The sequence below is a fragment of the Streptomyces sp. NPDC111520 genome (genome assembly GCF_055635295.1).
In genome coordinates this window covers 100,219-120,942 of record NZ_JBVKBW010000015.1, presented here as the reverse complement: position 1 = coordinate 120,942, position 20,724 = coordinate 100,219, and the positions used below count along the sequence as shown (strand labels likewise).

30 protein-coding genes are annotated in these 20,724 nt (G+C 72.4%); 11 read left to right on the top strand and 19 right to left on the bottom strand.

Annotated features, from left to right (window positions below; genetic code table 11):
* Positions 1-84: 84 nt before the first annotated feature.
* Positions 85-984, bottom strand: coding sequence for a hypothetical protein (locus tag ACZ7MY_RS30945; protein WP_499606578.1), 900 nt, complete (start codon positions 982-984; stop codon positions 85-87).
* Positions 985-1,175: 191 nt separating this feature from the next.
* Positions 1,176-1,724, bottom strand: coding sequence for a hypothetical protein (locus ACZ7MY_RS30940; protein WP_499606577.1), 549 nt, complete (start codon positions 1,722-1,724; stop codon positions 1,176-1,178).
* Between the two features lie 369 nt (positions 1,725-2,093).
* Here ACZ7MY_RS30940 and ACZ7MY_RS30935 point away from each other — a divergent pair, with 369 nt between their 5' ends.
* Positions 2,094-2,228: a hypothetical protein gene (locus tag ACZ7MY_RS30935; RefSeq protein WP_499606576.1), complete on the top strand. Its 135-nt coding sequence runs from the start codon at positions 2,094-2,096 to the stop codon at positions 2,226-2,228.
* A gap of 32 nt (positions 2,229-2,260) precedes the next feature.
* Here the strand turns inward: ACZ7MY_RS30935 and ACZ7MY_RS30930 are convergent, their stop codons facing one another.
* The 5 genes from ACZ7MY_RS30930 to ACZ7MY_RS30910 all read right to left on the bottom strand — a co-directional run bounded on the left by ACZ7MY_RS30930 (position 2,261) and on the right by ACZ7MY_RS30910 (position 4,777).
* Complete coding sequence (locus ACZ7MY_RS30930; protein ID WP_499606575.1) at positions 2,261-2,911, bottom strand: hypothetical protein; 651 nt, start codon at positions 2,909-2,911, stop codon at positions 2,261-2,263.
* A 15-nt stretch (positions 2,912-2,926) separates the two neighbouring features.
* Positions 2,927-3,259, bottom strand: a complete 333-nt coding sequence (locus ACZ7MY_RS30925; RefSeq protein ID WP_499606574.1) for a hypothetical protein — start codon at positions 3,257-3,259, stop codon at positions 2,927-2,929.
* A 65-nt stretch (positions 3,260-3,324) separates the two neighbouring features.
* Positions 3,325-3,615, bottom strand: coding sequence for a hypothetical protein (locus tag ACZ7MY_RS30920; protein ID WP_499606573.1), 291 nt, complete (start codon positions 3,613-3,615; stop codon positions 3,325-3,327).
* A gap of 112 nt (positions 3,616-3,727) precedes the next feature.
* A complete protein-coding gene (locus ACZ7MY_RS30915; RefSeq protein ID WP_499606572.1) occupies positions 3,728-4,288 on the bottom strand; it encodes a phage tail tube protein in 561 nt (186 codons plus the stop codon).
* A gap of 84 nt (positions 4,289-4,372) precedes the next feature.
* Positions 4,373-4,777 (bottom strand): phage tail termination protein, encoded by a 405-nt coding sequence (locus ACZ7MY_RS30910; RefSeq protein ID WP_499606571.1) that lies wholly within the window; start codon positions 4,775-4,777, stop codon positions 4,373-4,375.
* A gap of 300 nt (positions 4,778-5,077) precedes the next feature.
* On the opposite strand from ACZ7MY_RS30910, the gene ACZ7MY_RS30905 reads away from it, so the two are divergent.
* The gene (locus ACZ7MY_RS30905; RefSeq protein WP_499606570.1) at positions 5,078-5,515 is read left to right on the top strand and encodes a hypothetical protein; all 438 of its coding nucleotides are present in this window, start codon (positions 5,078-5,080) and stop codon (positions 5,513-5,515) included.
* A gap of 80 nt (positions 5,516-5,595) precedes the next feature.
* Here the strand turns inward: ACZ7MY_RS30905 and ACZ7MY_RS30900 are convergent, their stop codons facing one another.
* From ACZ7MY_RS30900 to ACZ7MY_RS30890, 3 genes are read right to left on the bottom strand one after another with little or no spacing between them, the layout of a single operon-like run.
* Positions 5,596-5,811 carry a hypothetical protein gene (locus ACZ7MY_RS30900; RefSeq protein ID WP_499606569.1) on the bottom strand — a complete coding sequence of 72 codons (216 nt, stop codon included), beginning with the start codon at positions 5,809-5,811 and terminating at the stop codon, positions 5,596-5,598.
* On the bottom strand, positions 5,808-6,503 hold the full coding sequence (locus ACZ7MY_RS30895) for a hypothetical protein (protein WP_499606568.1): 696 nt from the start codon (positions 6,501-6,503) through the stop codon (positions 5,808-5,810). Before ACZ7MY_RS30895 ends, ACZ7MY_RS30900 begins: the two co-directional genes overlap by 4 nt.
* A gap of 35 nt (positions 6,504-6,538) precedes the next feature.
* Positions 6,539-6,796: a WhiB family transcriptional regulator gene (locus ACZ7MY_RS30890; protein ID WP_499606567.1), complete on the bottom strand. Its 258-nt coding sequence runs from the start codon at positions 6,794-6,796 to the stop codon at positions 6,539-6,541.
* Between the two features lie 366 nt (positions 6,797-7,162).
* Here ACZ7MY_RS30890 and ACZ7MY_RS30885 point away from each other — a divergent pair, with 366 nt between their 5' ends.
* Complete coding sequence (locus tag ACZ7MY_RS30885) at positions 7,163-7,558, top strand: helix-turn-helix transcriptional regulator (protein WP_499606657.1); 396 nt, start codon at positions 7,163-7,165, stop codon at positions 7,556-7,558.
* 3 nt (positions 7,559-7,561) lie between these two features.
* Here the strand turns inward: ACZ7MY_RS30885 and ACZ7MY_RS30880 are convergent, their stop codons facing one another.
* Both ACZ7MY_RS30880 and ACZ7MY_RS30875 read right to left on the bottom strand, forming a co-directional pair.
* The gene (locus ACZ7MY_RS30880; protein WP_499606566.1) at positions 7,562-8,005 is read right to left on the bottom strand and encodes a DUF4234 domain-containing protein; all 444 of its coding nucleotides are present in this window, start codon (positions 8,003-8,005) and stop codon (positions 7,562-7,564) included.
* A gap of 143 nt (positions 8,006-8,148) precedes the next feature.
* Positions 8,149-8,712, bottom strand: a complete 564-nt coding sequence (locus tag ACZ7MY_RS30875) for a MarR family winged helix-turn-helix transcriptional regulator (RefSeq protein WP_499606565.1) — start codon at positions 8,710-8,712, stop codon at positions 8,149-8,151.
* A gap of 67 nt (positions 8,713-8,779) precedes the next feature.
* On the opposite strand from ACZ7MY_RS30875, the gene ACZ7MY_RS30870 reads away from it, so the two are divergent.
* The 4 genes from ACZ7MY_RS30870 to ACZ7MY_RS30855 all read left to right on the top strand — a co-directional run bounded on the left by ACZ7MY_RS30870 (position 8,780) and on the right by ACZ7MY_RS30855 (position 11,857).
* Positions 8,780-10,030 carry an MFS transporter gene (locus ACZ7MY_RS30870; protein ID WP_499606564.1) on the top strand — a complete coding sequence of 417 codons (1,251 nt, stop codon included), beginning with the start codon at positions 8,780-8,782 and terminating at the stop codon, positions 10,028-10,030.
* Between the two features lie 144 nt (positions 10,031-10,174).
* On the top strand, positions 10,175-10,585 hold the full coding sequence (locus ACZ7MY_RS30865; RefSeq protein WP_499606563.1) for a hypothetical protein: 411 nt from the start codon (positions 10,175-10,177) through the stop codon (positions 10,583-10,585).
* Positions 10,586-10,590: 5 nt separating this feature from the next.
* Positions 10,591-11,139: a thiol-disulfide oxidoreductase DCC family protein gene (locus ACZ7MY_RS30860; RefSeq protein WP_499606562.1), complete on the top strand. Its 549-nt coding sequence runs from the start codon at positions 10,591-10,593 to the stop codon at positions 11,137-11,139.
* Between the two features lie 10 nt (positions 11,140-11,149).
* A complete protein-coding gene (locus ACZ7MY_RS30855) occupies positions 11,150-11,857 on the top strand; it encodes a TetR/AcrR family transcriptional regulator (RefSeq protein WP_499606561.1) in 708 nt (235 codons plus the stop codon).
* Between the two features lie 39 nt (positions 11,858-11,896).
* Here ACZ7MY_RS30855 and ACZ7MY_RS30850 read toward each other — a convergent pair whose 3' ends face one another.
* The 3 genes from ACZ7MY_RS30850 to ACZ7MY_RS30840 all read right to left on the bottom strand — a co-directional run bounded on the left by ACZ7MY_RS30850 (position 11,897) and on the right by ACZ7MY_RS30840 (position 13,939).
* The gene (locus ACZ7MY_RS30850; protein ID WP_499606656.1) at positions 11,897-12,301 is read right to left on the bottom strand and encodes an ATP-binding protein; all 405 of its coding nucleotides are present in this window, start codon (positions 12,299-12,301) and stop codon (positions 11,897-11,899) included.
* 118 nt (positions 12,302-12,419) lie between these two features.
* Positions 12,420-13,694: a metallophosphoesterase gene (locus tag ACZ7MY_RS30845; protein WP_499606560.1), complete on the bottom strand. Its 1,275-nt coding sequence runs from the start codon at positions 13,692-13,694 to the stop codon at positions 12,420-12,422.
* The gene (locus ACZ7MY_RS30840) at positions 13,691-13,939 is read right to left on the bottom strand and encodes an SCO4848 family membrane protein (protein WP_499606559.1); all 249 of its coding nucleotides are present in this window, start codon (positions 13,937-13,939) and stop codon (positions 13,691-13,693) included. The genes ACZ7MY_RS30845 and ACZ7MY_RS30840 overlap by 4 nt, the downstream gene beginning before the upstream one ends.
* 225 nt (positions 13,940-14,164) lie before the next feature.
* Between ACZ7MY_RS30840 and ACZ7MY_RS30835 the strand changes: the two genes are divergently transcribed.
* Entirely contained in the window at positions 14,165-15,655 is a 1,491-nt protein-coding gene (locus ACZ7MY_RS30835; RefSeq protein ID WP_499606655.1) for a D-alanyl-D-alanine carboxypeptidase family protein, read from the top strand.
* A gap of 217 nt (positions 15,656-15,872) precedes the next feature.
* Positions 15,873-16,091 carry a hypothetical protein gene (locus tag ACZ7MY_RS30830; protein WP_499606558.1) on the top strand — a complete coding sequence of 73 codons (219 nt, stop codon included), beginning with the start codon at positions 15,873-15,875 and terminating at the stop codon, positions 16,089-16,091.
* Positions 16,092-16,140: 49 nt separating this feature from the next.
* On the opposite strand, the gene ACZ7MY_RS30825 is transcribed toward ACZ7MY_RS30830, so the two are convergent.
* Positions 16,141-16,365: a DUF397 domain-containing protein gene (locus ACZ7MY_RS30825; RefSeq protein ID WP_499606557.1), complete on the bottom strand. Its 225-nt coding sequence runs from the start codon at positions 16,363-16,365 to the stop codon at positions 16,141-16,143.
* Entirely contained in the window at positions 16,362-17,150 is a 789-nt protein-coding gene (locus tag ACZ7MY_RS30820) for a helix-turn-helix domain-containing protein (RefSeq protein WP_499606654.1), read from the bottom strand. The genes ACZ7MY_RS30825 and ACZ7MY_RS30820 overlap by 4 nt, the downstream gene beginning before the upstream one ends.
* Positions 17,151-17,247: 97 nt before the next feature.
* On the opposite strand from ACZ7MY_RS30820, the gene ACZ7MY_RS30815 reads away from it, so the two are divergent.
* Both ACZ7MY_RS30815 and ACZ7MY_RS30810 read left to right on the top strand, forming a co-directional pair.
* Positions 17,248-17,730, top strand: coding sequence for an ATP-binding protein (locus tag ACZ7MY_RS30815; protein WP_499606556.1), 483 nt, complete (start codon positions 17,248-17,250; stop codon positions 17,728-17,730).
* On the top strand, positions 17,706-18,278 hold the full coding sequence (locus ACZ7MY_RS30810) for a 3'-5' exonuclease (RefSeq protein ID WP_499606555.1): 573 nt from the start codon (positions 17,706-17,708) through the stop codon (positions 18,276-18,278). Before ACZ7MY_RS30815 ends, ACZ7MY_RS30810 begins: the two co-directional genes overlap by 25 nt.
* Before the next feature lie 21 nt (positions 18,279-18,299).
* On the opposite strand, the gene ACZ7MY_RS30805 is transcribed toward ACZ7MY_RS30810, so the two are convergent.
* Together ACZ7MY_RS30805 and ACZ7MY_RS30800 are read right to left on the bottom strand one after the other, a co-directional pair.
* Positions 18,300-19,277, bottom strand: a complete 978-nt coding sequence (locus ACZ7MY_RS30805; protein ID WP_499606554.1) for a YihY/virulence factor BrkB family protein — start codon at positions 19,275-19,277, stop codon at positions 18,300-18,302.
* Between the two features lie 33 nt (positions 19,278-19,310).
* Entirely contained in the window at positions 19,311-20,711 is a 1,401-nt protein-coding gene (locus ACZ7MY_RS30800; protein ID WP_499606553.1) for a pyridoxal phosphate-dependent decarboxylase family protein, read from the bottom strand.
* Between the last annotated feature and the right edge of the window lie 13 nt (positions 20,712-20,724).

Here is a 20,724-nt window from a genome sequence, read left to right as displayed (position 1 = left end):
CACCTCGTCTCTTGCCGTGAGGGCATGAAAAAAGCCGGCGACACGGTCGCCGGCGTCGAATCCGTACGAAGGGCGGAGCGCGGTTCAGCGCCGCGCGAGCTGCCTGTTGCCCAGGGCCACGGCCCGTGCGATGGTCTGCGCGTCCACCTGGACGAGCACGGGCCGCTCCGCGAGCCTCTCCACAGCCGCGGCCAGCCGCGCCATGTGCGCCGCCGATCCGCCGCCCGCGCCGAGCATCCGCTCCAGCCTGCTGAGCGGGATGACCGCCTCGGCCTCACCGCCCTCACCCACCAGCGCGAGCGTGCCGCCGTCGCGGGCGGGGACGACACCGCCTTGTGCGAGGGCGGGGATGTTGGGGATCTGCGGGATGTGGATCGAGAACGACTTGCCGCCGATGACCGGCACCCAGCCCGGGATGGACACGTGCACCCGGTTCAGCGCGGAGATCATGTAGTTGATGCCGCTGATGTAGGCGCGGGGCAGCGCGGTGAAGGCGTTGATGATCCCCCGCAGCACCGACTTGATGGGGCCCGCGTGGGACTTGATCGCGCCGAGGATGGTGTTCCAGGCCCACTTCACGCCCTTCGCCAGGGCGGCGGACACCTTGTCCATGTTGATGAACTGGGAGATGATCGGCGCGAGCAGGGCCATGACCAGCCCGAACGGGTTCGCCGCCATCGCGAGGTTGAGCCCCCGCTGCGCGAGCGAGGCCCCCTTGAGCCCCTTGCCGAGACCCCCCATGGACTTCCCGCCCCGGTCGGCGTTCTTGCCGGCCTTCCCGACGGACTTCTCGACCGCGTCCGCCTGCTGCTTGACCTCCCGCAGCGCCCCCTCGGCCTTGCCGGACGAACCCTTGAGCTTGTCGAGCGACGTCTTGAACTTGTCCGCCCCTCCCTTGGCCTTCCCCATCCCCCCGTCGGCTCCCACCGCCGACGACTTCACCTTGTCGAGGCCGGAGCCGCCGCCGGCTGCCGCCGACCTCATTCTGCCCAGCGAGGTGTTCAGCCGGTCGGAGCCGCCGCGGATCCTGTCCAGCGAGGGCCCGGCCCCCGCGGTCGAGGACTGGATCTGGCGCGCGGCCGTAACCGCTTGGGAGGCCGCGCCCCGAAAGCGCGCGAGCGATCCCGCGGCCGTGTTCGCACTTCTCGAAAGAGACATGTGTACTCCAGTTCGTTTCAGGCCATCTGCCGTGCAGCGTCGTTCAGTTCCTTGGTGAGATCACTGAGAGATCTGGACAGGGCGATCGACGCGCTCCGCATGGTTTTCACACGCTCAACATCAATTCCCGTCACCGGGGCTTGAACCGCCGGCTCCGAATCTCTCCGCAGGCGCGGAATACCGTTATCATCGTGCTTGAGCCGAGCCTTCGACAAAAGCGATGCCTTCAATTTCTCGGTGTCGAAGAGGGTAGTGACGGCGAAGCCGGTCAACATAGCCGCGAATGTCGACCAGGCCGCCACCGAGTCGGCCTTGAAGTCCTGGATTCCCTTGACCACTCCATCCAGCCCGAAGCCGATCGACTTGGCCCAGTTCTCCGCCTGGGTCGGCTCTTCCTTCGCGTCCTTGAATTTTTGGTCGACGTATTCCTTGGTGAGCCCCCCCGCCTTCTGCTCCTTGAACTTTCCGTCGATGTAAGCCTGGGTGGCCATACCACCCCCCGTCTCCAATTTGCCCCTTATGTCTGCTACTTGACTGTACACCTCATCGATCGAGTGATTCGTCATGACGCTTCCCTCCCATTAAAGATGGACGCCCAAAGGGCACTTGACATATGCAACCAGCAAGCCCAGACTGGAGCGTCGTTCATTCGACAGACCTTGAGGCTCCCACAAGGGGGGAAAATGTACGGCCCGCCGATTCCGGTGTCCGCTCTGTCGGCCCTCGCTCTCTGGCTGTCATTACGGATCTACCGAGGGGGTCGCGCGCTGAGGAAGCGCGGGATTCGGACCACGGCAACGTGCGTGAACACGGGCGGCGGTCCCAACGGCAGTGTTCAGCTTCTCGTACAGTTCACCACGGACGCCGGGGAAACCATAAGGACCAGTATTGGCCCCTTCAATTTCGCACCCGTCCGCACAGGCGGCCTTCTCGATGTGGTCTACGACCCGAGAGAGCCGGTCAACGTCGAGACCCCGGACCGGATGACGAACGGCAGGGTGGCGCTGGCCTTTGTCATCGGCTCCGCGACCGCGCTCCTCCTCTCACTGGCGCTGATCGTCCTGGGCTAGTCCTCCGGCGCGCCCCAGAGCCGTCACGGGCCCTACGCCGTCTCGTACGTCCCGCTCAGACGCAAAAAACTCCCGCTCGCGAACGCCGTTCCGAACACGCCCCCGCTGCCGAGCTGGCCGAGGGTGTTCCCCGTGGTCGAGCCCGGCGCCCAGACGGTGAAGCCCGTGGCCCCCGACGCGGCGGAGAGCTGGCCGCTGACGAGGGCACGGCCGGCGGAGTTGGAGGTGTTGCCGACGAACTGGACGAGCGTGCCGACGGCACCGGCGGCGACGGGGAGGCCGAAGGTGTACGCGCCGCTGCCGTTGGTCGTGGTGGAGCCGTGGACGAGGGTCATCTGGAAGTGGCAGGTCTTGCCGACGAGGGCGTACCGCCCGGCGATCGTGCCGTCGCCGATCGTGGGATTGGTGGTCGTGGCCGTCCAGGTCGGGGTGTAGCCGTTCCAGACGCCGAGCCGCACCCAGGCGGTGCCGTTGTGGTACGTGAAGCAGCCGGGGGCGGCCAGCCAGGCGACCATGCCCGCCGCCGGCGCGGTGATCTTGGCGTCGCGCGTCGCGGCGTCGGCGAAGCGCAGGACGGTGCGGCCGTCCGCCGCGTCGGCGAGGGCCTTCATGTGGGCCGGCAGGTCGGCACTGTCGGTGGGCTGCGGGAAGGGAAGCGCGCTGAGCGCCGTGTAACTGGTCACGGATGGATGGACCCCTCAGGCGAAGAAGCGGATCAGTTGGGCGGGCGTGGGGTTCCCGGGGGGCGGCGGGGCTTCGTCCCCGGCCGCTCCGGCCCCGGCCCCGGGACGCGGGACGGGCTGGGGGTACTCCAGCGCCTCGGCGTCCTCGTCACGGTTGACGGTGGCGAACATCCAGTTGGCCTCCGCGAGGTGGTCGACCACGCCGGCGAGCAGGTGGTCGCCCACCGACCAGTCGGCGGCCTCACCGTGGATGCGGCGCAGGGTCGCGCTGTCGCGTGGCAGGTGCCGGACCAGCACCGCGAGCCGGCGGGAGGACAGCCGGCCGCGGTGCCAGTCCAGCAGGTCCACGCCGTAGTGGCGGAGCAGGTCCGCCTCGAGCGCCTCGGCGTGTTCGTCGACGAACCCGCCGAGGCTCAGCCTTCCCCCAGGCCGAGCCCGGTCTCCTTGCCGTAGGCCTCCAGGACGGCCGCGATGTCCTGCATCGTGACCTCGTGGCGGTCGAAGCGGTCGAACTGCCGCTCGCCCAGGAGCAGCTGGAGCAGTCCGTCCACGTCGTTGTCGTCCAGGGCGCGCAGTTCGCGGGCCGTGGAGCGGGTGAGCTCGGTGGGGAGCTCGAAGGTGTCACCGTCGACGGTGAAGGTCCAGGAGCGGCCGAGCGCCTCCAGGCGCTGGGCCCTGGCTGCGCTGACGTCGAAACCGGCCATGGCGGGTCCCCTCTGTGATGGGTGGTGGGTGGAACGGGACGTGCGGGACGTGCGGAACGGGGGCGGGGCCGGTGGCATGGCGCCACCGGCCCCGGCTGCGGGAGTGGGACGCCTACGCGTAGGAGGCGTCCTTCATGAGGATCGTGGCCAGCGGCTTGACGTCGTCCACGGCGAGCGCGGTGAAGGTCACGCCGAGCTTGACCGAGGAGGTGCGGTTGAGCGTGATCTCCTCGGTCTCGGTCACCTGGCCGCGCGGGATCACGAAGCGGTAGGTGGTGTTGGAGCCGTCGGTGAACTCGATGCCCATCGCCTTCTCGTTGAACTTCGGGGCGCCGGCGAGGTCGTACTTCCACTCCGTGCCGGACGCGGCCACGGTGTCGCCGCCCATGAAGAAGGGCAGGGTGTCCTCGTTGAGCTGCAGGAGCTGGAACTTCACGCTCAGGTCGCGGTCGGAGTAGATGAACCGCGCCGGGCTGACGGACTGCCAGGTCTCGACCGGGTCGAGCTTGTCCTTCTTGTTGAACTTGATGCCGTCGGGCGAGGTGTAGCCGAGGTCCTTCCAGGCGGCGGCCCAGGCGACGACGGTGTCGACCGGGGCGGCGGTGCCGACCGGGGCGACGAGGATGCGGCCGGTGCCGGCGACGCGGATCTCGGAGGAGTTGTTGCCTGCCATGTGGGGCTCCTTGTCAGGGATGCGGATATGACGAAGGCCCCGCCGGACGGCGGGGCCTGATCAGGGGTGAGCGCCGGTGCGCGCTCAGGCGGGCCGGATGTACAGCCGCGTCGTGGAGTAGTAGCGGTTCGCGGCGGCCCGGTTCCAGTCGGGCAGCCAGCGCGGGCCGTCGGCCTCGACGACGTCGGTGACGACGGCCGTCCCGTAGGCCGTCGCCCGCAGCGCCTGCAGCGCGGTCCTGGCGGACAGGGCCAGGGTGTGGGCGGCCGTCTTGGTCGGGCCGTAGACCTCCAGGTCGACCAGGGGCTGGTCCAGGTGCGCGTCGTCGATCCAGGCCCCTCCCGCGCGGGAGACCAGGACGACCGGCTGGGTGCCGTCGAAGCCGGCGGGCGCGACGTTGTCGACACTCGCCCCGGTCAGTTCGGGGCGGGCCTTCAGGAAGTCGACGACCAGCTTCTCCACATCGGGGAAGACGGGCGGATTGGCCAAGGGTTCTGCTCCTTCCGGTCGGTGGCGGCGCGTTCCGCGGTACGGGCGGAAGGCCGCCGTCCAGCACGAAGCGGCGGGCCGGCCCAGTCCCGGGCACAGCTCCGCCGCTGCATCCATGGTGATTGATTGCGCTCGCGCACGCAACTTGAATGTCCGCGCGTTGGCCGGATTCCGTCGCCCGTCCACGCCGCACGAGGATTGACGACGCCTCAAAGTGGTGAACACGTGTTTGAAGGACGTCTGGTGCCGGGCGGCGCCCGGCCGCCGCCCGGCACCAGGGGGCAACGGGGAGGGAGTGCCGTGCCAGGCACGGAGGACATGCACGAACCGGTGGAGCACCGGGTACGGCAGCGCACGCAGGAACACGCTCAGGAACAGGCCCGGCCCGCCGCTCCGCCCGCCGCCCGGTTCCTGACGGAGGAGGAGGCCCGCGGGCTCATCGAGGAGATCGTCCAGGCCTGCCTGCCCGGGGGGCTCGTGGCCGTCACCCGCTCCCACCTGGAGGAGATCACCCTGCGGGCCTACGCCCACGGCTGGCAGGACGCGATGGACCAGTACGGGGAGGAAGCGGGAACGGAGCGGGAGGACGGCGCCGCCCGCCCCCGCCCGGGGGGCTTTCCGCGGCTCGTCGACCCGGCGCCCGACGCGGCGCCCGCCCCGCGGGGACCGGTGCCCGCTCCCCGGCCGAAGCGACCGCGGCGTCCGCCCCGAGGCCTGCCGGGGGCGGGCATGACCTGACGCCGGCCGGTCCCCCGGACACGACGGCGCCCCGCGTACCTCCTCGGGTACGCGGGGCGATGCATGGGGGTGTGGTGGCGTCAGGGGCGCCGGATGGTCGCTTTTCGGCCACGCGCCCTCCGCTCGGCGGCGAACACGTCCTCCAGCCGGTACAGGCTCGCCCGGCCGTTGCGGCCGGCCGCCGCCAGGTGCCCGAGCTGCACCCACTTGCGGATCGTGGCCGGGACGACGCCCGTCTCGCGTGCGGCGGCCTCACCATTGATCAGCGTCGGTCCCGGGAGCGCCGCGCCCCTCACTCGGCCTCCCGGTCCACGAGTCCGGCGATCGCCGCCGGGTCCAGGGGGAGTTGACCCCACGCGGTCTCGGCCCAGGTGTGGCGGCGCGCGGGGTCGTCCGCGCAGCCGCAGCCCTCGTCCGTGCAGCGGCACCCGGGGTTCACGCAGAGCACCGCCCGGCGGGCGGGAAGCGCCCGCAACGAGACCGAGTCGCACCAGGGGCAGCGTCCGTCGACCCGGACCAGGACCTCGGTCTCGCCCAGCACCGACTGGCAGCGGCGGGCCATGCGACGGCATTCGTCGAGGACGTGCGCGGCCAGGACGGGATGCCCGGCCACCCGGTCGAGCAGACCCGCGATCCGGCCCAGGCGTTCGGGGACGGGGGCGCGGCGCGCCCGGCCGAGGCCGAGCCTGTCCCGTACGGCCTCCTCCAGTTCGACGACGCCGTCGGTGATGTCCCGGAGGGCGTCGGACACATGGAGCCGCAGCGGGGCGGAGCCCCCGCCGAGCACCCACGCGCGGTCGGCCCGGTCCTCCCGGTCGCGCTCGGCGAGCGAGCGCAGCGCCTCCGGCGCCAGGGGGTCCCGGGACATCGCCGAAGAGCCGGGGCTGCCGGGGACGAGCTCGCGGACGAGTTCGGGGAACTGACGCCGGAGGATGTCCAGCCACCGGGCGGCCCGGGCGGTGTGCTCGATGGCGAGGTTGCAGGTCACGTGCCGATTCCTTTCGTCGTGGACGGCGGTGGGGTTCACGCGGACAGGCCGGGGGCCGGCGCCGCCGCGATCACCCGGCCGTTGCGCCACAGACGGCCCGCGCAGACGCCGTCGAACCAGCTGTGCTCGGGGTCGACGACCTCCTCGCACGTCGCGCGGATCGGGCACCGGGCGCAGGCGAGCAGCGCCGGCATCGCCTCCCCGGTGCGCCGGGCGAAGACCACGGAGGGTGGCAGGCCGGCGCAGGCGGGGGCTCGCGGGGGCTGGGGATCGTGCGGGGAACGTAAGGACACGGCGGTCGGACCCTCCGACGTCGACGACTCGAATTCGAACATACTTTCGCATGTTGCGATCGCGCTCGCAACAAATTTGTTGCCGGCGCAGGCCGGAGGCTGGTGCCTGCGGCATATGCCAAACCTCTCCGGGGCCCCGCGGAGAGTCCTCCGGGAGCCCCCCTCGAAGAACCCCCTCGAGGTGCCACGGGTAGCGCCGCGGCAACCAGGGACGACCCGGACACGGGATCTTCACCGATGCGAGCGCGCAACGGTACATTTCGCACGCGCACGCTGGTTATCGTGAAGATGCGAGAGGGAGGAGCCCCACAGGTGCCGAGCGATGCCGACCACATCGAAGAGTTCGCCGACTGGATCGAAGGCCTCATGCGCGGCCGGGGGTACGACATCGACAGCCCGCGCGGCGGCGGCAAGTCGAAGCTCGCGGACGACGCGGGGGTGCACCGCGCGGCCATCACGCGGCTGCTGCAGCGGCAGAGCATGCCGGACCTGGAGACGATGCGCGGGCTCGCCCGCGCGCTCGGCATCCCCGTACGGGACGTGCTCGTCCGGTCCGGCAAGCTGAGCGAGGACGACCTCCCCCGGCCCGGCGCCCACCCCGCGGGCGGCACCTCCGCGGGACCGCGCATGACCGCCGCGCAGGCGGCGGACGCGCTGGGCATCCCGGAGCACCTGAAGGCGGCGTTCATCCAGGTGACGGAGCAGTTCACGCGTCCAGGCCACGCCGCGGACCTGCCGGCGGACGACCGCGCGACGGGCTGAGCGTCAGTTCCGGGCGACCCAGACCTGGTTGAGCTGCTCCTGGTAGTAGAAGGAGGTCAGCCCGAACGCCGGCGCCAGCAGGAGCCCCTTGAGGCCGGAGACCGTGTTGTGGAGGCCCGCGCGGCGCTGGGCGCGGGCGATGCGGCAGCCGGTGTTGTAGAGGGACACGACGGCGGGCACGAGCAGCAGCGCGCCGAGGCTCACGGCGAGCACGGCCAGGGCGGGACGGACCTTGATGCCGGGGTCGAACTCCCGCAGCTCCTTGTTGGCCCGGTAGTACCAGACGAGCCAGTACACGCCGAAGGTGAGGGGCCCCATCAGCCAGACGGCCCCCGGGCGGCGCATGTCGCCGGACGGCGTGGCGAGTCCCACGCCCCCGGCGACGGGGAAGCCCGGGAAGGGTCCCCGCGGTGAGGGGAGGGTCAGGTAGCGGTCCTCGTTGAACATGCTGCCCCCAGGTCGGGCCTTCGGCAGTGACGGAGCGGTTGCGTGCCGAAGAGAAGGTAAAGCTACTCGGCGGTTCGGCAGCCTGTCAGCGGTGAACGCTCACAAATTTCGCACAGGATGTCGGGTCTTCCCGGATCCTGTGCTCAGCCGCCCTCGGCCCTCACCATGACGCGTCGCAGCAGGTCGGAGAGGTGACGGCGTTCGTCCGCGTCGAGGGTCCCCAGCAACCGGTACTCCTCGTGGCCGAGGACGTCCATGGCGCCGAGCCAGGTGGCCCGGCCGGACCCGGTCAGCTCGACGTCGATGCGCCGGCGGTCGGCGGTGGAGTGGGTGCGCCGGACGTGGCCGCGGGCCTCCAGCGCGTCGAGCCGGCCGGTGACGGAGGCGGGGGCCAGGTCGAGGTCGGCGGCGAGTTCGGAGGGGGCGGCGCGGCCGCCCCGCCCGGCGAGGGCGTGCAGGGTGTCGAACTCGTGCCGCTGCAGGCCGAAGTCGACCAGCGACTGCTCGCGGACCTTGCGCAGGTGGCTGGTCACGAGCTTCATGCGGGTGACGGCGCCCTCGATGTCCGGGTCGAGGTCGGGCAGCACGGGCAGCCAGCGCTCCACGTGCCCGTCGGTCCAGTCCCGTTCCACAGCGGCGCCCTCGGCGGCCGTGTCGGCGACGGTTTCGGCCGCGGTGTGGGCGACGGTTTCGGCATCGGTTTCCATGGCCGAATCGTACGGCGCAATATATTTCGGTGGCGAATGATTCGGTGCCGAAATACATTGGCGTGCCATGACGCCCACACACCCCCTCCGGCTGCGCGGCTTCCGGCTGCTGTTCGCCGGACGCGCGCTGTCCCTGCTCGGCGACGGGCTCGTACCCGCCGCACTGGTCATCGCCGTGACCCGGGCGACCGGCGACGTCTCGGCCCTCGCCCTCGTCCTGGGCTGCGCGCTGGTGCCGAAGCTGCTGCTCCTCCCGCTCGGCGGGGTGGTCGCGGACCGCTTCGACGCCCGCCGCGTGGCGCTCGCCACCGACCTCGTGCGCTGCGCCGCGCAGCTGTTCGTCGGGCTCGAACTGCTGGGCGGCGACCCGTCGCTGGTCCCCATCGCGCTCGCGGAAGCGGTGGGCGGCGCCGCCTCCGCCTTCTCGATGCCGACCCAGTCGCCGCTGGTCGCCGGCACCGTGACCGACGGCGCGGCCCGGCAGCGGGCCAACTCCCTGCTGGGAGTGGCGAGCAGCGTGACCCGGTTGTGCGGCCCGGCAGTCGCGGCGGCGCTGATCTGGGCCGCCGGCCCCGGCCTCGCCTTCGTGCTGGACGCCGCCTCCTTCGCGGTGAGCGCCGCGCTGCTGGCGGTGCTGCGGGTCGAACGGACGCCGCTGCCCCGCGCGTCGATGCTCGCCGACCTCAAGCAGGGCTGGAGCGAGGTCCGTTCGCGTGACTGGTACTGGACGAGCCTGGTCGCGCACGCCGCGTGGAACGGCGCGGCCGCGGTCCTGACCACCCTCGGCCCGGGGGTGGCGATCCACCGGCTGGGCGGCGAGGGCGTGTGGTTCTGGGTGCTGGAGGCCGGGGCCGTCGGGCTCGTGCTCGGTTCCCTGCTGGCCGCGCGGGCCCGCCCGCGCCGTCCCGTGCTCGTCGCCAACCTGGGCCTGGCGACGTACGCGCTGCCGTCGGCCCTGCTGGCCCTCGCCGCACCGGCCCCGCTGCTCGTCGCGGCGTACGGGCTGGCGCTGACCGCCCTCGGCTACCTCAACCCGGTCTGGGAGACGGTCGTCCAGCAGCAGGTGCCCCCGCAGGCGCTGGCCCGGGTCACCTCGTACGACTGGCTGCTGTCGCTCGCCGCGATGCCGGCCGGCTACGCGCTGGCCCCGCTCGCCGAGGGCTTGTGGGGCCCCGCGGTCCCGCTGTGGGTCTCGGCGGCGCTCGTGGCGACCGCCTGCCTGGCGACGGCGGCGGTGCCGGGGGTGCGGGCGATCGGCGCGGCCCGCGCGGGGACCGCCGCGCCCGTCGCGGTCGCCGACCGGGCGGTGAAGGGCTGACGGCGACGCGGCGGCGACCGGCCGCGCGGCGCGGCGGCTCCACGGGCCCTGTGGGGTACCGCACTTCCCACCTTGAACATGTTCAAAAACAGGTCTACAGTCATCGGCAACGGGTTTTGAACACGTTCGAAAAGGGTGGGACCCATGGACCTCACGGTCGTCGCATACGTCATCTACCTGCTCATCAGCGTCGCGCTGACGGTGTGGGTGGCCCGGACCCTCAGCCGGGCCGGCAAGGTCTTCCTCGAAGACGTGCTCCACGGCAACGAGAAGCTGGCCGACGCCGTCAACCACCTCCTGGTGGTCGGCTTCTACCTCGTGAACCTGGGCTTCGTCGCGCTGTACCTGAAGAACGCCGACCCGGTCGGCGACGCCCGCGAGCTCTTCGAGGCGCTGTCGGTCAAGCTCGGTGTCGTCCTGCTCGTCCTCGGGGTGCTGCACCTGGCCAACGTCTACGTCCTCAACAAGATCCGCCGCCGGGGCGTGATGGACCGCGAGCAGGTGCCGCCCGTCCGCCCGCAGGGCTGGACCGCCCCCGCGCGGCCCGGGGCGTGACCGCCGTGGACCGCACCCCGGCGACCGGGGCCGCTCCGGCGGCCCCGGTGCCGGTCCGCCTGCTGACCGTGCTGTACGACCCGGACTGCTCGCTCTGCTCCTTCGTGCGCCGCTGGCTGGAACGACAGCGGCAGATCGTGCCGCTGGACCTCGTCCCGGTCGCCTCCGAGGAGGCCCGGCGCCGCTTCCCGGAACTCGACCACACCGCGACGCTGCGCGAGATCACCGTCGTCGGGGACTCCGGGCAGGTGTACCGGGACGACGCCGCCTGGCTGGTCTGCCTGTGGGCCCTCGCCGACTACCGCCCGCTGGCGCACCGCCTCGGCACCCGGGCCGGAGCCCCCGTCGCCCGGGCCGCCGTGCTCGCCGCCGCGCGCTACCGCGAGGCGCAGTGGGGCCGCGGCGCCGCCGCGACGGGCTGGGGCGGCCGGGTGTACACCAGCGGCGAGGGCTGGTCGTACCACCCCGAGGACGGCTGGACGCACACCGGCCCGGGCACCGCCGGGGACACCGCCCCGGACGCCTGCGCGGACGGCTGCGCCCCGCCCGGTTAGGCTCACGGACGTGGAAGAAGCACCCCCCGGCACGACCCCCGGGACACCCCGGCCCCCCAAGAGCGAGCAGACGCGCGCCCTGATCCTCGAGACGGCCATGCGGCTCTTCGAGGAACGGGGCTACGACAAGACCACGATGCGCGCCATCGCCAAGGAGGCCGGGGTCTCGGTCGGCAACGCCTACTACTACTTCGCGGGGAAGGAACACCTCGTCCAGGGCTTCTACGACCGCCTCGCCGCCGAGCACGAGGCCGCGGTCCGGGGCCTCCTGGACGGCGGCGGGGACCGGGACCTGGCGGCGCGGCTGCTCACCGTGATGACCGCCTGGATCGACGTGGCCCGCCCCTACCACCAGTTCGCCGCGCAGTTCTTCAAGAACGCCGCCGACCCGGCGAGTCCGCTCAGCCCCTTCTCCCCCGAGTCGCACCCGGCCCGCGACGCCGCCATCTCCATCCACGAACGGGTGCTCGCCGGCTCCGACATCAAGGTCGACGCCGAACTCGCCACCGTGCTGCCCGAACTGATGTGGATGTACCAGATGGGCATCGTCGTCTACTGGGTCTTCGACCACTCCCCCGACACCGAGCGCACCCGGCGGCTGGTCGCCCGGACCGCGCCGCTCGGCGCGCGGATCCTCAGGCTCTCCCGCTACCGGCTGCTGCGGCCCATCGTGCGCGAGATCCGCGAGCTGCTCTCGGAGTTCCTCTTCCGGCGCTGAGCCGGCCCGCCGCGCCCGCCGCCCGCGCGGCGCACCCCGTCAGCCCACGGCGGGCTCGGCCAGCACCGCCCAGACCGTCTTGCCGTACCGGCCGCGCTCCCGGACGCCCCAGGTGTCCGAGAGCGCCTGCACCAGCCGCAGACCGCGCCCCGACTCGTCGCCGTCCCCCGCGTCGCGCGGCACCGGGCGGGACTGCGCGCCGCCGTCGGAGACCTCGACGACGCACGACCCGTCCGAGTGGACGGTCACCGCCACCTCGAACTCCCGCTCCAGGAGCGGACTGTGCCGAACGGCGTTGGTCGCCAGCTCCGACACGACCAGGACGACGGACTCGACGGTCTCGCCCTCCTGCTCCCAGCCCTCGAGGTGGTCACGTACCCGGTGCCGGGCCAGCCCGACCGACGTCGGGTGCCGGGGCAGCCGGAACGCACTGCGCCTCATCAGGTCACTCTCCCCATGAGCGAACGCCCCCCTTCCGTTGCGCCATCCCTTACCAGTTTCGACGCGGGGAATGCGCTCCGTGTCAGATTGTTCGCGTTCGGTGAGCGGTTTCCGGCCACATTCAGGCGCGCGGTGAGGCCAGGGTCACGATCGTGATGTCCGAGGGCGCACCCACCCTGACCGGCGGGCCCCAGGCCCCCGCGCCACGGGTGACGTACAACTGGGTGTCGCCGTACGTTTCCAGTCCGGCCACCGTGGGGTTGGCGAGTGCCGCGATGTGGTTGCCCGGCCACAGCTGCCCGCCGTGGGTGTGCCCGGACAGCTGCAGGTCGACGTGGTGCCGGACGGATTCGTCGATCATCACCGGCTGGTGGGCGAGGAGCACGACCGCGCGCGCGGGGTCCCGGTCGCCGAGCGCCTTCGTGTAGTCGGGGGCGTGGTCGTGCTCGGCGCCGCTGATGTCGTTGACCCCGGCCAGGTCGAAGCCGGCGAGTTCGGTGCGGGCGTTCTCCAGCGGGTGGACGCCCAGGTCGCGCACGAAGTCGATCCACGGCGCGGCCCCGGAGAAGTACTCGTGGTTGCCGGTGACGAAGTAGCTGCCGTCCCGCGCCCGGAGCCCGGCCAGCGGCTCCGCCGAGGGACCCAGTTCCCCGACCGAGCCGTCGACCAGGTCGCCGACGATGGCGACGAGGTCGGGGCGGGCCCCGTTGATCGTGTCCACGATCCGCCGGGTGTGCGCCGTGCCGAGTATCGGGCCGAGGTGGATGTCGCTGACCACGGCGATCCGGTAGCCGTCCGCGCTCGCGGGGAGCTTGGCGAGCGGCACGGTGACGTACTTCAGGCGCGGGCCGCGCAGCACGCCGTAAGTGCCCTGACCGACCGTCACCCCCGCGACGACGGCCGCCGCGGCGCCGACCGTACGGGCCACGAACAGCCGCCTGGGCAGTCCGGCGGTCACGGGCTCCGGCTGGGGCTCCGGCTGCGGCTCCGGCTGGGGCTGCGAGGACGCCTCGGCGGCCTCCCCGGCCGGCCCGGTGGCCTCGGCGGTCTCGGCGACCCGCACGCCCCGGGACCGCTCCCGGCGCTCCAGCGCGAGCCGCAGCAGCGGTCGTACGGCCTCGCCGACCAGCACCGCCAGCGTGAGGTAGAGCAGCACCGCCAGCCACAGGTAGCCCGGCCAGGCCAGCCACCGCTCGGCCGCGAGCGGCAGTGACCGCCCGCCGACCAGCGCGCCCAGGCTCAGCAACGGCAGGACGACCGCCAGGACCGTTCCCGTCCGCCGCCACCAGCCGCCCGGCGCGGACACGTCGCGCACCAGCCGGCGCCACAGGTAGTAGTGCACCCCTCCGAGGAGCGCCAGGACGGCCGCGACGACGGCGACCACGACGACGATCACCGGCCCGCCCGCAGAGCTCTCAGACCCCGGACGCCGATGACGCCGATCGCGGTGCCGAGGACGAGCGAGGTGATCGCCAGCGTCAGGTGCACCCAGAAGTATGTGGTGGGCGAGGCGTGGTCACCGCCCTCGAAGGCGAGCCCACTGGCGTCCTTCCACAGGTTCTTGACGAACGTCGTCCAGACGATCCAGCTCCACACCCCGAAGGCGGTCAGGAACCAGGACACGGGGCGGCTGAGCTTCATGCGACCAGTATGGGGGCCGCCGCGCGGCCCCCTCCCACGGGGTCCGCCCGGTCCCTCCACCGTGGGCCGCCGCCCAAGACGCCGATGGGCACCGCCCGGTTGCGCATCGGGCACGTGGGATCGGTCACGGACCCGATCGGCCCCCCACGCCTGCCGCGGTCACCGGACGGCCTGTAACTTCTCATCGTGCCGAACTCCTCCCCCCGCGCCGCGCGCCGCTCCGCCATGGTGCTGTCCGTCCTCGCACTGGTCGGCGGTACGGCCCTGGCCACCGCGCCCGTCGCGCACGCGAAGAAGCCCTCCCCGTCCGCCACCCCGACGCCGCCCGCGCGGATGTCGGAGGTCGGCGGGGACCGGCTGGGGCAGCCGGGCACCCAGGTCAGCCCGCTCGCCGGCGCTCCCGGCCTGCCGGACAAGCTCACGTCGCGGTCGTGGATCGTCTCCGACGCCGAGACGGGGCAGGTGCTGGCCTCGCACAACGCGCACTGGAAGCTGCCGCCCGCCAGCACCCTCAAGATGCTCTTCGCGGACACGCTGCTGCCCAAGCTCGACAAGACGCAGACGCACAAGGTGCTCCCCTCCGACCTCGACGGCGTCGGCGCGGGCAGCAGCCTCGTGGGCGTCAAGGAGAACCTCAGCTACACCGTCCACGACCTGTGGCTCGGGGTCTTCCTCCGCTCCGGCAACGACGCCGTCCACGTCCTGTCCTCCATGAACGGCGGCGTGGACGCGACCGTCCTGGAGATGCAGCGCAAGGCGGAGGACCTCCAGGCGGACGACACCACCGTGATCTCCCCGGACGGCTACGACATGCCCGGCCAGGTCTCCTCGGCGTACGACCTGACGCTCTTCGCCCGCTCCGGCCTGCAGAACGCGGACTTCCGCGAGTACTGCTCTACCGTGCGCGCCCAGTTCCCCGGCGAGTGGAAGAAGACCAAGGGCAAGAAGGGCAAGAAGGGCACCAAGAAGCGCAGCAGCTTCGAGATCCAGAACACCAACCGGCTGCTCTCCGGTGACTACGACCTCCCCTCCTACCAGGGCATCGCGGGTGTGAAGAACGGTTACACCACCAACGCGGGCAACACCTTCACCGGTGTCGCGCAGCGCGGCGACCGCACACTGCTGGTGACCGTCATGCACCCCGGCGACGGCCACAACATGGCCTACAAGGAGGCGGCGAAGCTGCTCGACTGGGGCTTCGAGGCGGAGGGCATGGTCACCCCCGTCGGCATCCTGGTGCCGCCGAAGTCCGCCATCGCATCGGCCTCCGCGTCCCCCTCCCCCTCCGCCTCCCCCAGCAGGAAGGCCCCGCAGCAGGCCGCGGCGCCCACCCCCTCCGGTGGCGGCGGCGGGGCCTGGACGGCCCTCGCGCTCACCGGTGGCTCGGTGCTGGTCGTCGCCGCCCTGGCCTACCTCGTACGCCGCCGCTGGCCGCTGCCGCAGCGGACGGCGAAGGCCGTCATCCCCGCCCCGACCAAGCCCGGCGACGACGCTGCCGCGAAGCCCGCGGAGGCGGCGGAGGAAGAGGCGGACGGGCAGAAGGCCGGCACTACGGAGGCCGACGCGGAGGCCGACGCGAAGTCCGACGCGAAGGCCGACGCGGAGGGCGGAACCGGCGCGAAGGAAGTGACGGAGAAGGAGGCCGCGGCGGAGGATTCCGCGGCGGACGACGGCACCGGGCGGAAGGCCGGGACCGCCGCCGACCGCACGTCCTGACCCCGGCAAGACGTGGCCTGATCCCGCCGTCCCCGGCCGGTGGCGCACGCCACCGGCCGCAGCCGTCCCGTGCCACGCGCACATGCCCCGGCCAGGGGGGGCGCTCGACGGCGCACGTGCGGCTCGTGCGCCCACCCCGCTGCGACCGCCCCCTGCCACGGGGACGGCCCTGCCAGTACCCAGGAACCAGGGAACCGGTACGGGATGGGAGCACGCCATGGGCATGTTGTCGGTCATCGGGCTCGTCCTGGGCCTCGTCGCGGTCGCGTACTGCGTCCGCTCGGCCTTCAGGGCCAAGACCCCCGCCGGACGCGCCGGCTGGGTCATCGCCGCCCCGGCGGCCGTGCTCGCCGGGGTCTACCTGGTGGGCTACATCCTGATCACCGTGCTGGTGCTGGCCGCCGCATGGTTCACCGTCGCGCACTTCCTGCGCTGACCCGATGGGTCCGTCCGCCTCGACGGCCGCTACGCGGCCACGCCGTTCGTCATCGCGGCGCTGATGGGCGTCGTCGCCCGGCGTCGTCCGCGCCGCGCGTGGCGGCGTAGGCCACGAACTCCGCCCACGCGGCGGGCGTGAACGCCAGCCGTGCCCCGGCCCGGTCCTTGGAGTCCCGCACCAGGACCGCGCCGGGCCCGAACGCGACCTCGACGCAGTTGCCTCCGCCGGTGTCGCTGTGGGTGGACCTGAACCAGGTCAGCTCGCCGTTCATGGCCGCAGCTCCTCCGCAAGCTTCCCGATGAACGCTTCCGACTCCCCGGGCCCGAGGGCCCGTCGGAGGATCATGGCATGCCGTTGGGCGATGATGCTGACCTTCTCCGAGTCCGAGTGCAGCACGCCGGTCTCGTGTCCCTCCACGTAGGCGAGGTGCAGGTGTTCCGAGGTCTCCAGCAGGACGAAAGGGCCGTTGAGGCCGGGATGCGCACCGCCGAAGGGCATCACCTGGACGTTCACGTTGCGACGGGCCCCGGCCTCCAGCAGGCGCTCCAGCTGCCGGACGTGCGCTTCCCCGCTGCCCACCGGGTACCGCAGCGCCGCCTCACCGATCGTGAAGCTGAACGCCCGTGTCTGCCTGTCCAGTAGGGCCTGCCGGGCCAGCCGCGCAGTCACGCGCTCCTCGATGGTCTCGTCGTCCAGCGGCGGCCAGTGGGCGCGGAACAACGCGAGCGCGGTCTCCTCGGTCTGCAGCAACCCCGGGATGAACTGGGGCTCGTAGGTGTTCAGGGCGATCGCCTCGGCCTCGTAACGCATGAAGTCCCGGGCGTACGACAGGAAGCGCTCAGGCCTGAGGAACGCCTCCGCCGCCGTCAACTTGCCCTGCGCCCCGCACAGCCCGTCCGCGACCTGGAGCAGCCGTTGCGTCGGGCGGCGACGCCCCTGCTCCATCGACTTGACCGTCTCGTAGCCGTACCCCGCCTCGTCGGCCAGCTGCTCGCGCGTGACGCCGGCGTGCTCGCGCCAGAGTTTGACCTGGTTGCCGCAGTACCGCCACGCCATCGGGGGCGGGGACACGTCACTCGCCACTCGGGTACAACCACCCTCCGTACTCGCGCCGCTCCTCCCGACCGTACGCCGCGACCTGCACTTTTGAGCCATGAACGAGACAACTCCCCCTGTCGGGTGGTGGTTTTCGCGCCACCCGCGCAGTGTCGGCCGGGCGCGGGCCCTGCTGCGCGAACAGTCCCTCGTGTGGGGCCTCGACGCCGAGGCGACGGACACCGCGGTGCTGCTGCTCAGCGAGCTGATGGGCAACGCCGTCCGCCACGCGCGGGTTCCGCCGGACCGGCGGATCGCCGCCCGGGCGGGCCTGGTCGCGGGGGTCCTTCGGGTGGAGGTCTGCGACGCCTGCGACGACCCGCCCGTACCGCGGCGGGCCTCCGCGACGGACGAGTCGGGGCGCGGGCTGGCGCTCGTGGAGATGCTCGCCGACGCCTGGAACGTTCAACCTCGGCCGTACGGCATCGGTAAGACGGTCTGGTTCGAACTCAGAGTGACAAAACCATCCGTAAACAGTAGTGACCAGTGGCCGGATCTCGACGTAGTGTTCGCGCCATGGACAGTGACCTGGGACTCCTGAACGTCATAGACGTCGAGGCGACGTGCTGGGACGGCGAGCCGCCGCAGGGCTCGGTGAGCGAGATCATCGAGATCGGGCTGACCGTCGTGGACGTCGTCGCGGGCGAGCGCGTCGCCCGCCACCGCGTCCTCGTGCGGCCCGCGCGCTCCACCGTGAGTCCCTTCTGCACCGAGCTGACCGGTCTGACGCAGGACGAGGTGGACGCGGGGCTGGACTTCGCGGACGCGTGCAAGCTGCTCGCCGTCGAGCACCGGGCGGGATCACGCCCGTGGGCGAGCTGGGGCGACTACGACCGCCACCAGTTCAACCGCCAGTGCCGGGCCACCGGCACGACGTACCCCTTCGGCGGCCGGCACATCAACGTCAAGACGCTCTTCACCCAGGCCCACCGCCTCACCAAGCGCCCCGGCATGGCGGAGGCGCTGCGGCTCATCGGGCTGCCCCTGGAAGGCCGCCACCACCGCGGCGAGGACGACTCGTGGAACATCGCCGCCCTCGTCGTCGACCTGGCGGGCCGGGGCGCCTGGCCGGCGACCCCCGCCTACTGACCGGCGGGGGCGCGCACGGCGTCAGGCGGTCTCGGGGCGCTCGGGCCGCTCCGGCCGCTCGGGCCTTTCCGGTCGCTCCGGCCGTGCGGCCCGCCCGCGTTCGGGCTCACCCGGCTCCTCGGGCCGCCCGGCGCGGGCGGCGGCCAGTTCCGCGCTGTGCGGGGTGGCCGTCCAGGCAGCGCAGTACAGCAGGAGCTTCGCCGTGAAGTTGATCCAGAGCAGCAGCGCGATGGGCACCCCGAAGGCGCCGTACATGCTCTTGGTGGCCACGCTCTGCAGGTAGCCGCTGATGAGCAGCTTCAGCAGCTCGAAGCCGATCGCGCCGATGAGGCTCGCGACGACGACGTCGCGGCGGTTCGGCGTGACCCCGGGCAGCAGGGTGAGCAGGTAGGCGAGGATCAGCAGGTCCACGAGGACGGCGATGCAGAAGCCCGCCACCGACAACAGGGCCCGCCCGGGGCCGTGTTCGTCGAGGCCGATGGCGTCGCCGAGGCGGCCGACGGCCGTCCCGGCGAGGACCGAGCAGGCGACGGAGAGCAGTGCCACGGCGCCCAGGCCGACCAGGACGCCGAAGTCCTCGAGCTTCTGGAGGAACGGGTTCTCCGGCTCGTCGTCCTTGTGCCAGACCGCCCTGAGGCAGTCCCGCAGGGCGCCGACCCAGCTGACGCCGGTGAGGACCAGCAGGACGGCGGCGATGACACCGACCGTGCCCGCGTTGTCCACGAGCCCGCCGATGTTGAGCTGGTCGGCGATGCCCGGGACCTGCTCGCTCAGCTTGCCCTCGAGTTCCTTGAGCTGACCTGGGGACAGCAGGGCCGCGCCGACGGCGGCGCCGACGGTCAGCAGCGGGAAGAGCGCGACGAAGCTGACGAAGGTGATCGCCGCGGCCAGCCGCGTCCAGTGCACGCCCTCCAGGTGCTCGTACGTGCGCCAGGCGTGGGTGCGCATGAGCCGCGCGATCCACGGTCCGATCACTGGGAGCCGAGTCAGCCATTCCATACCGCGCGCCTACCCTCCGTCACGACGTGCACTCTAGGTGGCGGCCGCCGCGGCGACGGCGATCGCGTCCATGACGCGGTCCGTGTCGGCCCCGGATGTACGCCAGTTGCTGAAGGCGGCGCGCACCGCGGGCACGCCGTGGAGGACCGTCGGGGTGAGGAAGGCCTCCCCGGAGGCGGCGACGGCGCGGACGAACGCGGCAACGCGCTCGGCCGTGGGGTCGCCGGCCAGGGTGAAGCAGACGACGTTGAGCCGGACGGGCGCCAGCAGCCTCAGGCGGGGGTCGGCCTCGACGCGCTCGCCGAGGTGTCGCGCGCAGGCGGCGTTGCGTTCGACGACCTCGCGGTGGCCCTCGCTGCCGTAGGCGGTGAGCGAGAACCACGCGGCGAGGGCGCGCAGCCGGCGGGAGTTCTCGGGGGTGAGGTGGAGGAAGTCGGGGTCGGGGAGGGCGGGCAGGCCGAGGTAGGGCGAGGCGTTGTGGAAGACCCTGACCTGGAGGTCCTGACGGCGGGTGAACTGGACGGCCGCGTCGTAGGGCACGTTCAGCCACTTGTGGAGGTCGACGCAGACGGAGTCGGCGGCTTCGATGCCCTCGGTGAGGTGCGCGTACGCGGGCGACAGCGCGGCGAAGCCGCCGAACGCGGCGTCGACGTGCAGCCAGAAGTCGTGCCGCTCCTTCAGGGCGGCGACGGCGCGCAGGTCGTCGAAGTCGACGGTGTTGACGGTGCCGGCGTTCGCGACCACGACGGCCGGGCGGCCCTCCAGCGCCGTCAGCGCCGCGTCGAGGCGGTCGACGTCCACCGCCTCGCGGCCACCGGGCAGCACCGGCACGGAGGTCAGGGACGACCGGCCGAGGCCGAGCACGGACAGGGCCTTGTCGACGCTGGAGTGCGGGGTGCCGGAGAGCACCGTCACCGGGCCGAGCGCTGCCAGCCCGTCACGGGAGACGGACAGCCCCCGCCGCTCGCCGAGCCATTCGCGTGCCACCGCCAGGCCCACGGTGTTGGAGACGGTCGCGCCGGTGACGAAGGCGCCGCTGTGCTCCTCGCCGAGGCCGAGCATCGTGCGGAGCCAGCCGACGGTCTCGCGTTCCAGGGCCGCGGCCGACGAGTCGCCGCCCGCCGAGACGTTCTGGTCGTAGGTGCTGGTCAGCCAGTCCCCGGCGACGGCGGCGGGGGTCGCTCCCCCGGTGACGAAGCCCAGGTAGCGCGGTCCGGCACTGCCCGAGAAGCCGGGTGCCCAGCGCCGCTCGAAGAGCGCGAGCGCGGCCTCCGCGCCGGTTCCGGTGAAGGGCAGCGGCTGCGGCTCGGGCGCGGGCCCGGGGCGGGCCGCCGGGCGGTCGTCGACGGCCGCCAGCTCACGGGCGGCCAGGTCCCGCACGGCCTGGAGGAGTTCGGGGAGGTGCGCGCGGTCCGCGGCGAGTGTGGGGTGCATGGCGGCAGCGTAG